The sequence below is a fragment of the Bacillus sp. FSL K6-1106 genome (assembly GCF_038005245.1).
GTDB classification, from domain to species: Bacteria; Bacillota; Bacilli; order Bacillales; family Bacillaceae; genus Bacillus; species Bacillus altitudinis.
In genome coordinates, this window is sequence record NZ_JBBOSV010000002.1 from 424570 (window position 1) to 437702 (window position 13133).

9 protein-coding genes are annotated in these 13133 nt (G+C 41.4%); 2 read left to right on the forward strand and 7 right to left on the reverse strand.

Annotated features, from left to right (window positions below; all coding sequences use genetic code 11):
* Positions 1–27: 27 nt before the first annotated feature.
* From MHI20_RS16785 to MHI20_RS16800, 4 genes are all read right to left on the reverse strand, one after another.
* On the reverse strand, positions 28–441 hold the full coding sequence (locus tag MHI20_RS16785; RefSeq protein WP_340939993.1) for a hypothetical protein: 414 nt from the start codon (positions 439–441) through the stop codon (positions 28–30).
* 449 nt (positions 442–890) lie between these two features.
* Positions 891–1865 carry a tRNA dihydrouridine synthase gene (locus tag MHI20_RS16790; RefSeq protein WP_340939996.1) on the reverse strand — a complete coding sequence of 325 codons (975 nt, stop codon included), beginning with the start codon at positions 1863–1865 and terminating at the stop codon, positions 891–893.
* Between the two features lie 253 nt (positions 1866–2118).
* The gene (gene rlmD / locus MHI20_RS16795) at positions 2119–3501 is read right to left on the reverse strand and encodes a 23S rRNA (uracil(1939)-C(5))-methyltransferase RlmD (protein ID WP_340939998.1); all 1383 of its coding nucleotides are present in this window, start codon (positions 3499–3501) and stop codon (positions 2119–2121) included.
* A 61-nt stretch (positions 3502–3562) separates the two neighbouring features.
* Positions 3563–4471 carry a diacylglycerol kinase gene (locus MHI20_RS16800; RefSeq protein WP_007496845.1) on the reverse strand — a complete coding sequence of 303 codons (909 nt, stop codon included), beginning with the start codon at positions 4469–4471 and terminating at the stop codon, positions 3563–3565.
* A 181-nt stretch (positions 4472–4652) separates the two neighbouring features.
* On the opposite strand from MHI20_RS16800, the gene MHI20_RS16805 reads away from it, so the two are divergent.
* Complete coding sequence (locus MHI20_RS16805) at positions 4653–5606, forward strand: nucleoside hydrolase (protein WP_340940000.1); 954 nt, start codon at positions 4653–4655, stop codon at positions 5604–5606.
* Between the two features lie 229 nt (positions 5607–5835).
* Here the strand turns inward: MHI20_RS16805 and MHI20_RS16810 are convergent, their stop codons facing one another.
* Entirely contained in the window at positions 5836–9060 is a 3225-nt protein-coding gene (locus tag MHI20_RS16810; RefSeq protein ID WP_340940002.1) for an efflux RND transporter permease subunit, read from the reverse strand.
* A gap of 131 nt (positions 9061–9191) precedes the next feature.
* On the opposite strand from MHI20_RS16810, the gene MHI20_RS16815 reads away from it, so the two are divergent.
* The gene (locus tag MHI20_RS16815; protein ID WP_039168537.1) at positions 9192–10037 is read left to right on the forward strand and encodes a TetR/AcrR family transcriptional regulator; all 846 of its coding nucleotides are present in this window, start codon (positions 9192–9194) and stop codon (positions 10035–10037) included.
* Positions 10038–10219: 182 nt separating this feature from the next.
* Here the strand turns inward: MHI20_RS16815 and gatB are convergent, their stop codons facing one another.
* Together gatB and gatA are read right to left on the reverse strand one after the other, a co-directional pair.
* Positions 10220–11650 (reverse strand): Asp-tRNA(Asn)/Glu-tRNA(Gln) amidotransferase subunit GatB, encoded by a 1431-nt coding sequence (gatB, locus tag MHI20_RS16820; RefSeq protein WP_007496855.1) that lies wholly within the window; start codon positions 11648–11650, stop codon positions 10220–10222.
* Positions 11651–11663: 13 nt separating this feature from the next.
* On the reverse strand, positions 11664–13121 hold the full coding sequence (gatA, locus tag MHI20_RS16825) for an Asp-tRNA(Asn)/Glu-tRNA(Gln) amidotransferase subunit GatA (RefSeq protein ID WP_007496857.1): 1458 nt from the start codon (positions 13119–13121) through the stop codon (positions 11664–11666).
* Positions 13122–13133 lie beyond the last annotated feature (12 nt).

The following is a 13133-nucleotide window of genomic DNA, read 5'->3' on the forward strand; positions in this document are numbered from 1 at the left end:
AACATCAATATGAGATTTCTCAGAATTTCATTTACTTTGTTTATCATCAAGTTTACTAATTACTTTATCTAATATATTTTCATATAATTCAGTCTTCCTGTTCATCAGATGTTTTTCTTTCAAGAAAAAGAGGGCTACAGTTACTACAAAATAAAATATAATCCCAGCATTCGTATAGTAAATCACATACTCGTTGACTAAGGAGTATCGCTCAATTATGTGTTCTTTATAATTAGTCATAATATTAGAATTAAAAATTACTGACGTTATTACTCCTAAAATAACTACTATTAGTGAATGATATAAAAAATCTAAGTCCTTTCTTCCCGAACTCACTCTGTGATATAGATTGAGTGTTTTTAATTTTGCTAAAGTGTTCTGATCATCATTTTCTTTAGCCCATTTCAAAACAGAAGCTTCAATTTCATCAATTCTATCCAACACATCATTAATCTCAAATATTGGTGGGGATAGTCCTTTTGTTTAACCACTTTAAAGTATAAAGGATCTTTTTTGAATTTTAGAAAACTTAAATAAGAAAAACTCCAATGTGCAAAAGATATAGATAAAATACTACTAAAGAAAAACAGACTGTATTCATATAGAGACTGATTAATCATAAGCCCGACTATAGTTATCAAGAACAAATAGATACACAGTTGTCCATGGAAAATAGATAAATTTTTAGACGGAATTAACATTTGTTTTACTCTTCTCCATGGAAGCTTAACACCTCTTTTAAACTTGAACATACTAACACCTCCAATAATTATATCGGAGGCTCACTTTGGACATTAATGGTTTTAAATACAAATTAAGGATTTTTATCACTATTTAAATTATATTAATACAGAAAAAAGAGAAGGGCTTGCTTCCCCTCCTCTTTTTCATCATGATTGTTCTTGATTTCTCGCTTCAAATTCATCTAGCATTGCACGCACTTCATCTGTTGATGATGTGTTCATTAATTGGTTTCTTAGGAAGCTCGCTCCTCTGAATCCTTTTACATAAATCTTAAAGAAACGATGCAGTGCCTTAAATGGACGCAAACCTAATGAAGAATATTGATCATGAAGATCAAGATGTAATCTTAAAAGACCTAACAGTTCGTCACTCGTATGCTCTTTCGGCTCTTTTTCAAAAGCAAATGGGTTATGGAAAATCCCACGCCCAATCATCACACCGTCCACTCCATACTGTTCAGCAAGCTTTAAGCCAGTTTGACGGTCAGGAATATCACCATTGATTGTCAAAAGCGTATCAGGGGCTACTTTATCACGCAATTTCTTAATCTCAGGAATGAGCTCCCAATGCGCATCCACCTGGCTCATTTCCTTTCTTGTGCGAAGGTGAATCGATAAATTCACAATGTCTTGCTCCAAAATGTGTCTGAGCCAGCCACGCCATTCATCGACCTCTGTAAACCCTAGTCTTGTTTTCACACTAACAGGTAATCCCCCTGCTTTTGCCGCTTGAATCAGCTCTGCCGCAACGTCTGGGCGAAGAATCAATCCACTACCCTTCCCGTTTTGCGTGACATTTGGGACAGGACAGCCCATATTAATATCGAGCCCCTGAAATCCTAACTCCGCCATTCCAATACTCATTTGTCTGAAGTTCTCAGGCTTATCTCCCCAAATATGAGCAACAATCGGCTGCTCATCCTCTGTAAACGTTAAACGGCCTTTCACACTTTGAATGCCATCAGGGTGGCAGTAGCTCTCACTGTTCGTAAACTCTGTAAAAAACACATCCGGTCTCGCCGCCTCACTCACAACATGACGAAACACAACATCTGTCACTTCTTCCATTGGTGCTAATATAAAAAATGGCCGTGGTAAATCACGCCAGAAATTTTTACTCATCTTTCATCCAATTCCTCTCATGACATAGCGCCTTATAGGGCATGTCCTTCTGTAAATTCTTTCAGCAATTTTTATCATTATATACTTTAATATGAACTAGGCAAAATTGCAAAAAAGGACATTTCAAAACCAAATAGGGGGTAAAAATTAATTTTCGACCTATAATTACCGTTTTGTATTCAAGTGAAGAGCAGCCAAAATAAAAATATCCCGATATCGGTGTTATATCACGAAATCGGGATGCTTCAATACATTATGACTGTTGAATCACAAGACTAGCAACGCATTCAACATGACTCGTATGCGGAAACATATCCACCGGCTGCACTTCCTCCGTCACATACCCGCCATCTTCAAGAATACGCAAATCACGAGCAAGCGTCCCTGGGTTACAGGAGACGTAAACAACACGGTTTGGCTTCATCTTTAAAATCGTATCAAGCAGTGCTTCGTCACAGCCTTTTCTAGGCGGATCGACAACTAGCGTGTCTGCTTTGATGCCTTCTTTGTACCAGTTTGGGATGACGGTTTCTGCTTCGCCGACTGCGAATTCAACGTTGTTGATTCCGTTTAAGTCAGCGTTGCGTTTTGCATCTTCAATCGCTTCTGGCACAATTTCTACGCCATAGACTCTGCCTGCTTTTTGTGCGAGAAATAAGGAAATTGTACCGATTCCGCAGTATGCATCAATCACGGTTTCTTCTCCTTGCAGCTCTGCATATTCAAGCGCTTTGTCGTAAAGCACCTTTGTTTGAGCTGGATTCACTTGATAAAACGAGCGGGCTGAAATGGCAAATTTGATGTCGCCAATCGTGTCATAAATGTATTCTTCTCCCCATAAAACGGTCGTTTCGTCTCCGAAAATGACATTTGTCTTCTTTGAATTCACGTTTTGCACAATTGACCGAACATGTGGGAAGCGTGCTATAATCTGCTCAATCACCTGTTGCTTTTGCGGAAAATCAGCCGTTCTTGTGACAAACACAACCATCATTTCACCTGTTGCCATGCCGTAGCGAACCATGACATGACGCAGCCAGCCTTTATGACGCTCTTCGTTATATGCTTTGATGCCAAACGCATTGCAGATGTCTTTTACTGCCTGTACCACTTCGTCATTTTCTGATTGCTGGATCAAGCATTTTTCCATATCAATGATTTCATGGGTACGCTGCTGATAAAATCCTGCAACAAGTCCGCCTTCCCGTTCGCCAACTGGTACTTGTGCTTTGTTTCTGTAATTCCAAGGGTCTTCCATGCCGAGTACAGGATGAACTTTTACACGGCTCATATCAAGCTTGCCGATCCGCTCCAATACGTCCTTTACTTGTTTCTGTTTAAAAAGCAGCTGGCCTTCATAGCTCATGTGCTGAATTTGACAGCCTCCGCACTGCTTATAGATAGGACATGGCGCATCTTGCCTGTGCTGACTTTCCTTTGTCAGCTCCATGAGTCGTCCAAAAGCAAATCCTTTTTTGACACGTGTGACTTTGATTTTCCCTTGTTCGTCAGGAAGGGCATTCGGTACAAACACAGGGAAACCCTCAATTTTCGCTACTCCTGCACCTTCGTGCGTTAAATCTTCGAAGGTTACATTATAGTATTCATTTTTTTGAACAGGCGGTTTCATTTTCACCAATTTTATCACCTCATTTGCAAAGAAAAACTTGGTCGCCATAAGGAACCAAGTTTAGTCTTCACCCTATTTTTTCAGCTGTTGCTTTTGGCACAATAAATTCAATATGGCGATACAGGTTTTCAAATTCACCTGGCAGCATGCCGCCGTATTCACCATCTAAATTCAATTGCATTTTATCTTTTACATCTACCTTCACGCGATTCGCTTTTGCGTAGATGACATTGTTATCATGAATATGCTCGCCTCTGAGTGCAAGGCTGACCACTCGAATGGCTTCTGCTAGATTGACCTTCTTTAGAATGATCAGGTCAAACATCCCATCATCTAGAATGGAATCTGGTGCGAGCTTTTCAAAGCCGCCTACTGAGTTTGTTAGTGAAACAAGAAACAGCATGATTTCTCCATGAAACAATTTGCCGTCATATTCAATTTCGACTTCTGTCGGGCGAATGGAAGGAAGCATCTCCATGCCTTTCAAATAATACGCAAGTTGTCCTAGCATGGTTTTCAGCTTACTAGGCACTTCATAGGTCAGCTCTGTTAATCGGCCGCCTCCCGCAATATTAATGAAATACTGTCCATTCACTTTACCAATATCAAGCGGCTTTGCTACACCATCAATGATGGCATCTGTCGCTTTTAAAATATCTTCTCTTGGAATGCCAAGTGCTCTTGCGAAGTCATTGGTCGTTCCAACTGGAATGATTCCTAATTTTGGTCTTTTTTCAAGCGGTGCTAATCCATTGACGACTTCATTAATCGTGCCGTCTCCACCAGCTGCTACAATTAAATCAAAATCTCTCTGTGCGGCTTTTTCGGCTGCTTGTGTTGCATCTCCTGCACATGTCGTCGCATGACAAGATGTTTCATAGCCAGCCTGTTCAAATTTTTGCAAAACCTGCGGTAAATTCTTCTTAAAGAGTTCACGTCCAGATGTCGGATTGTATATAATTCGAGCACGTTTCATTCATCATCATCCTATTATCATTATGCAATCTATTTTCACCACTAACAACCTTTAATTATACTATGAGATTTGAAAATGGCAACAGAACACCCCCCTAATATTTGAAATCTCACGGTACGTTTCCCTCAGCAGATCAGCATTCTGATAAGATAAAAGAAAACGATGAAAAGGATGGTATGCCATGAAAAAGCCTGTCTATTTCAACCATGACGGCGGTGTTGATGATCTCGTGTCCTTATTTCTGCTTCTTCAAATGGAACACCTGAAAGTGATCGGGACGTCTGTGATTCCTGCTGATTGTTATTTAGAGCCTGCGCTGAGCGCCTCTCAGAAAATTATTGATCGATTTAGCCCATATGAGATTGAAGTAGCCGCTTCCAATTCTAGAGGTGTGAATCCATTTCCAAAGGAATGGCGCATGCATGCTTTTTATGTAGATGCCCTGCCGATTTTAAATGAAAAAGGCGCTATTGATACAAAAGTATCTAAGCTTCCTGCACATCTTCACCTGATTGAAACGGTGAAAAAGTCAACCGAACCTGTTACGCTGCTCTTTACAGGCCCGCTCACAGACCTTGCACGCGCCTTAGAAGAAGATCCTTCCATCTCAAATAAAATTGAGAAACTGGTATGGATGGGCGGCACATTCCTTGAAAAAGGCAATGTCGAAGAACCCGAGCATGATGGAACAGCAGAATGGAATGCTTTTTGGGACCCTTATGCTTTGAGCACCGTATTTCAAGAGCGTTTTCCAATTGAAATGGTCGCACTTGAAAGCACGAATCAAGTCCCGCTCACACTCGATGTCCGTCAACGATGGGCTTCCCTTCGCTCTCACATCGGGATTGACTTTATTGGACAATGTTATGCCTTTTGTCCGCCTCTCATTCATCACGAAACGAACTCGACTTACTACTTATGGGATGTGCTGACAACGATCACTCTTTCCTCCACCTCATTTACCCGTTCAAAAGAAATGAATGCAATTGTTTATACCGAATCGCCAAGACAAGGACGTACTGAAGAACATCCAGATGGAAAGACGATTCATGTCATTGACCACGTTGATCGGGATGCCTTTTTCCAAGCCTTTGAAGAGCTTATGAGAAAAGCGGTTTGTCAGATTTCATCATAAAAAAGCCCCGCTAATAAGCGGGGCTCAAATTGTTGACACAGGGCTAAAATGAACTTGATTTTAGCCCTGTGTCTTCTTTTCAGCGTGATAGAAAACCTTTGCATTCTAGGAAGGACGAGTACCGGCGCGGAGCGAATTTGACATTCGTGAGCACCGGCACGCAGGACTGACAAAGAATGCGAGGGTTTGTCTAAACGCTGGAAGCCCCACTCATTAGCGGGGCTTCCTCTTACTCTTCTTCAGCGTACTTTTTCTTACGTCTAAACTTGCTTAAGATTTCATACACGATTGGCACGATGACCAATGTGAGAAGTGTAGAACTTGTTAAACCGCCAATAACGGTGACGCCAAGTCCTTTTGATACGATCTGACTTCCGCCTTCAAAACCTAATGCGAGTGGCAGCAATGCACCAATTGTCGCAAGTGCCGTCATTAAGATTGGGCGTAATCTTGTTGTACCTGCTTCAAGTAAGGCTTCTCTTGTTGAAAGTCCTTCTTTTTCTTTATGAATCACTCGGTCAATCAAGACAATGGCATTTGTTACAACGATTCCGATCAGCATCAGCAATCCAATCATGGCATTTAAACTGATGGTTTCTTTCGCTACAAACAATCCAACGAGTGCACCAATAATCGTAAATGGAAGTGAGAACAGAATCGCAAATGGTGCAAGACCTCCGCCAAATGTAATGACGAGAACGAGGTATACAATAGCAATCGCTGCAAGCATTGCGAGTCCTAGCTGTGTAAAGGATTCCTCAATATCCGCACTTACACCGCCTGTATCAATCGTAACGCCAGATTTTAAATCAAGCTTGTCAACTTTCTTCTGGACATCTTGTGTCACACTTGATACGTCGTCTGTTGTCATGTCACCAGATACTTCAGCGTAAATCTTCCCATCACGCTTTGTCACAGTGTTTGCTGTTGTGCCAACTTTCACTTTCACCACATCGCCAATTCGGACTTGTTGTCCTGTTGGTGTTGTGATCTTTTTATTCTCTAGATCTTTTTTACTCTTGTATTCATCTTTTTCCGTTTGAAGCTTCACATCTAGTTCTTTGCCGTCCTCTGTTACTTTCGTCAACGTTGTTTCATTACTTTGAGGAGCGATCGCCTGTGCGATTTGTGAAGCGGTCAAGCCTAGTTTCGCCAGTTTTTCTTGATCTGCATTAAACGTATATTCGTCATACTTCTCAGATAAGCTTGTGCTGACGTTTTTCAAGTTCTTCTCATCTTTTAAAATGTTCTCGACATCTTTGACTGTGCCTTCAATATCACTTGCTTTGTCACCGTACACATAGTACGTTACTGTATTGCTTGCGCCAGCAGATGAGAAGTCTTGTGATTTCCATTCCCCTTTAGACGTTTTGTCTTGAAGGGCTTTAACCACACGATCTTTTTCTTTATCAAAGTTCGGTGTGTCCTCGTCGTATTGTACGAAGAATAATGCACCGTTAGAGTTTCCACCAACACTTGCTGTCAGTGCATTTGAAGAGCCTAATGAATATTGAACTGTATTGACATGATCCCGTTTCATTAAGTAATCTTCTGCCTTTTTCGTTTCAGCAATGGCTTGTTCTCTCGTTTGTCCAGGCTCTGGCGTGTATGTCACCATTGCCGTTTTTTCTGCTTCCTGTGGTAAGAAACTGACACCGACAAGTGGTGCGAGGAATAAGCTTCCGACCAGCATCAGAATCGCAATTCCTGACGTGATCCATTTATGGTTCAATGTCCAATTGAGTACACGTCTATAACCACCAGCAAGTTTGCTTGGTTTGTGTTCTTTTACCTTTTTCGCTTTTCCGTACAGGTTCTTTTTAAATAGGCTGTGAGCCATCATTGGAACGATTGTAATGGCGACAAGTAGTGAAGCCATTAGAGCAAACACAATGGTTAATGCAAATGGGATGAATAGTTCACCAATCATTCCACCCACTAGCGCTAATGGCAAGAATACCGCAATTGTGACAATCGTCGAAGACATAATCGGAATAAACATTTCTTTTGTGGCTTCTCTAACGAGTGCTTTGCCTTTTAACGGTTCATCTTTTAACGCCATTCGTCGATAGATGTTTTCTATGACGACAATCGAGTCATCGACAACACGTCCAATGGCGACTGTCATGGCACCAAGTGTCATGATATTTAATGTGATATCTAGCTGATTTAATAATAAAACAGCAATCAACAGGGATAACGGAATAGAGATGACCGAAATTAATGTTGATTTAATATCTCGAAGGAACAACATGATGATAATGATCGCAAAGATTGCTCCGATGATCGCCTTGTTCAGCATTGTGCTGACGGATTCTTTAATCGGCTCTGCTTGATCATATGTCGTGCTGACTTTGATTCCTTTATTGTCTTTTTTGAATGTTTCAAGTTCTTTTGTGACTGCTTCTGCTACACTCACTGTGTTGGCATCAGAGCCTTTGACAATTTGCAGACCGATACTGTCTTTTCCGTTCGTTCTAGAAATCGATTCTGCATCTTTCACGACTTTAATATCTGCAATCTCAGAAAGTTTGATCGTCGGCAGCTCTACCGATTGACCGCTTGCTGCACCTGCACCAGTTTGTTGCTGAGCTGCTGCCTGCTGCTGACTTGCACTTCCAGCCTGTTGATCAGCACCTTGAGCTCCTGCATTTCCTGAGCCGCTAGAAGGCGCTCCAGCTCCTGCGCTTCCCGCACCGCCGCTTGCACTTGGTGTAACAGGAATTCGCATGTTTTTCAAATCTTTAACACTTAAAATATTGCCATCCACTACGACTGATTTTTGCTTGTTGCCAAATGTGTATAACCCTAAAGGTACATTGACATCAGAGCCTTTGATCATGTTTTGGACAGTTTCTTCATCTAAACCATATTCCTTTAATTTCTTTTGTTTAAAAGAAAATTCTACTTCTTTGATTTGTTGTCCAGAAGCTTCGACAGAAGAGACACCATCTAAGCCTTGAAGAGAAGGAATAAGATCATTTTCCACTTTTTGTGTCAGGTCTTGTAAAGATTCTTTGTCACCAGAAACACTAAGAGCTAAGATTGGAATCGCGTTGATGCTAAAGCGTGCGATTTTTGGTTTTTCTGCATTTTCTGGGAAATTGATATTGCTAATGGCATCTTCAATTTCCTTCTTTGCTTCATCCATATCTTTATTGTAATCGTACTCGATTTGAATCGATGAGGCATTTTCAAAAGAATTAGAAGTGACCACATTCACCCCATTGAGATTTTGTATCGACTTCTCAATTGGATCTGTCACCTTATCTGATACTTCGTCCGGCGTTGCGCCAGGATACGTTGTAGAAACCGTAATGACTGGAGTGTTGATATTCGGGATTGATTCTTGTTTCATATTCAATCCGGCATATAGACCAGCAACTGTTACGATAATCGTCATGAGCCATACAGCGAACTTGTTCTTTAATACAAAATTGATGATCGAATTCATTATGTCCTCCATTTTCCTTTATGTATTGACTGACTGGTCATTCTATATCATAATAAACGGTGATATACAATGCCGTCAACCATTTCACTTGCGTTTGACGTAACATTCTAAAGCTGAAGGGGCCTTATTTCATGAACGAAAAAAAAGAAAAGATCATTAAAGCAAGCATTCAGTTGTTTGCGAAAAAAGGTTTTTCTTCTACGACCATTCAGGAAATTGCAGATGAATGCGGAATTTCTAAAGGTGCATTTTATTTGCATTTCAAATCAAAAGAACAGCTTTTCAACAGAGCGTTTGAATATTATATCGACACGTCTATGCAAAGTATTGAAAAGATTCGAAAAGAAAATCAACATCTTGCGCCTAGAGATATCTTTCAGAAACAAATCGCTGAACAGTTCCAGCACTTTGCTGAGAACAAGGATTTTATCATTTTGATCCTCAGCGAGAACATTATTCCGGAAAACCAGCAAATTAAAAAGTATTCCAAAACGGTTAAAAAACAGATGAATGATGAAATCCAAATTTCTATTTTGACCACGTATGGACAGGAGATCGAACCATATATAACTGACCTGTCAGTCATGATTCAAGGAATCATCCAATCTTATGTGCAGGTACTGCTTTTGCAAGATCAGATGCAATTATCATGTGATGAGCTCTCATCCTTTATTCTCGACCGATTTGATGATTTGGTGCATGGGCTTCTCCGTTCTCATGCGAAGCCGATTCTGAAGCAAAACATTTGGGATGATGAAGCGCCAAATGCCGCTACTCTTCAAGAAGAGCTTCGATTGTTAAAATCTGAGCATCTGCTTTCGGATGATACCCTTGTATCCATTGAAGTTATTGAAGAAGAATTGGCCAAAGCTGAGCCTCGCAAGCCGGTCATTCAAGGGATGCTGACAAATTTAGAAACGTGTGAGGACTCCGCTGTCCAAAGAGCTGTGGAACAATTGAAGCTATTCCTCCAATGACAATACGTGGCGATGTTCACTTTAGTTCACCTTTATCCCCTTCGAATATGTGCTAAAGCTTATGCTTCATTATAAAAAAAGAACCAATGAATTGATATACGGCGGTGGTCTGAATCTGTGATAAGACCCTGTCATATCCATCAACAAAAAAACCGCCTCTTCCATGAGGCGGTTTTTGCAATTTATCGTTTTTTGATTTCTTCGAGAAGAATCTTGTTGACCATCGGCGGGTTTGCTTGGCCCTTCGATGCTTTCATGATTTGTCCGACTAAGAAACCAATTGCACGGTCTTTTCCATTTTTGAAGTCTTCAATGGATTGCGGGTTGTTATCAAGAGCTTCTGTGACAAGTTTGAGCAGTGCACCTTCGTCAGAAATTTGGACAAGTCCTTTTTCTTTGACGATTGTTTCTGCGTCGCCCCCATTTTCGATAAGTTCTTTGAATACCTTTTTGGCAATCTTAGAAGAAATCGTTCCTTTTTCGATAAGCTTGATCATCCCAGCCAGTCCTTGCGGCGTTAGCTTCGTATCTTCCAGCTCTTTTTGAGCCGAGTTCAAGTAGGCAGATACTTCACCCATGAGCCAGTTTGATGCTTGCTTCGCTTCAGCACCCTCTGAAATGGTCGCTTCAAAGAAATCAGACATTTCTTTTGTCAGCGTCAGTACCATTGCGTCATATGCAGGAAGTCCAAGTTCATCAATGTAGCGTTTGCGGCGCTCGTCTGGAAGCTCTGGAATGGATGCTCTTACGCGTTCTTTCCACTCGTCATCAATATACAGCTCCACTAAATCTGGTTCTGGGAAGTAGCGGTAATCATCAGAACCTTCTTTGACACGCATGAGGATCGTCTTTTTAGACGCTTCGTCATAGCGGCGAGTTTCTTGTTCGATCAATCCGCCAGAAAGCAATACTTGCTCTTGGCGTTTTTCTTCGAACTCAAGACCTTTTTGGACGAATGCGAATGAGTTCAAGTTCTTGAGCTCTGTTTTCGTTCCAAATTCTTCACGGCCGATTGGACGAAGAGAAATGTTGGCATCACAGCGCAGTGAGCCTTCTTCCATCTTACAGTCAGAGACGCCTGTATATTGAATAATGGATTTTAATTTTTCTAAGTAAGCATACGCTTCTTCTGGCGTACGAATGTCAGGCTCAGATACGATTTCAACAAGTGGTGTACCTTGACGGTTGAAATCGACGAGTGAATAACCGTCGCCTGTGTGCGTCAGTTTTCCTGCATCCTCTTCCAAATGAAGACGTGTAATACCAATTCGTTTTGTCTTGCCGTCTACTTCAATTTCAATCCAGCCGTTTTCACCGATCGGTTTATCAAATTGAGAAATTTGATACGCCTTTGGGTTATCAGGATAGAAATAGTTTTTACGGTCAAATTTTGTATCAGTTGCAATCTCACAGTTCAGTGCCATTGCTGCTTTCATCGCAAAGTTCACCGCTTCTTTGTTCAGCACAGGCAGTACGCCAGGATAACCAAGATCGATGACACTTGTTTGCGTATTGGCAGCCGCACCAAAAGGCGTCGGTGAGCTTGAGAAAATTTTTGATTGTGTTTTGAGCTCTACGTGGACTTCAAGTCCAATTACCGTTTCAAAGTTCATTCTGATTCACCCCTTACAGTTCAGGTTTTGCTTTATGATGATCTGTTGCTTGTTCGAAAGCGTGAGCCACGCGGTAAACGGTTCCTTCATCAAAGTGTTTACCGATGATTTGCAGTCCTAACGGAAGACCATTTGCAAATCCACAAGGCACACTGATTCCTGGAACGCCTGCAAGGTTAACAGGGATCGTTAAAATGTCGTTTGCATACATTGTGAGTGGGTCGCTTGTCTTTTCACCAATGTTAAATGCCGGAGTTGGTGTTGTTGGTCCTACAATGACATCATACTTTTCGAAAACATCTTCAAAGTCTTTTTTGATAAGCGTACGGACTTTTTGCGCTTTTTTATAGTATGCATCGTAATATCCTGAGCTTAGAGCGAATGTGCCAAGCATGATGCGGCGTTTCACTTCGTCTCCAAAGCCTTCAGAACGGGTATTTTTATATAAATCAATCAGGTTGTCTGCATTGTCTGTACGGTAGCCATAGCGAATACCGTCAAAACGAGCAAGGTTTGCAGATGCTTCTGAAGATGACAGTAAGTAGTACGTCGCAAGCGCATATTTAGAATGCGGAAGAGACACTTCTTCCCATGTGGCACCAAGTCCTTCTAATACTTTCAATGCTTGAAGAACAGACTCTTTTGCTTCTTCGCCAACACCTTCGCCAAGATATTCTTTTGGCACAGCGATTTTCAAGCCTTTGATGTCGCCAGTTAATGAAGAAAGAAAATCTGGGACATCGACATTTGCACTCGTTGCGTCCATTTGATCAACACCAGAAATCGCTTGAAGAACATATGCGTTGTCCTCAACATTACGCGTAATCGGCCCAATTTGATCTAATGATGAAGCAAATGCGATTAAACCGTATCTAGATACACGGCCATACGTTGGTTTAAGACCCACAACACCACAGAATGATGCTGGCTGGCGAATGGAGCCGCCTGTATCTGATCCAAGAGAGAATGGTACTTCTCCAGCTGCAACAGATGCTGCTGAACCACCACTTGATCCACCTGGAACTGTGTTTAAATTCCACGGGTTTTTCGTTGCTTTGAAGCCTGAGTTTTCCGTAGAAGATCCCATCGCAAATTCGTCCATGTTTAATTTACCGATTGTGACAGCTTCCGCTTCTCTTAAGCGGTTCACAACGGTTGCATCGTAAATAGGATCGAAGTTTTGCAAGATTTTACTTGATGCCGTTGTACGTAAATCTTTCGTCACGATGTTATCTTTGACACCGATCGGCATACCGAACAATAGACCAAGCTCGTCCTTTTCACCAACGGCCTCGTCCAATTCTTTTGCGTACGCACGTGCTTTCTCTTCGTCCAGCGCTAGGAATGCTTGTACTTTCCCGTCTACTTCATGGATTCGTTTATAAGACTCGTCCACTAAATCAGAAACAGACAGTTCCTTTTTATGTAAAAGCTCTTTTAATTCAGAAATTTTGTGGTCAAACAGTGACATGCCTCAGGCCTC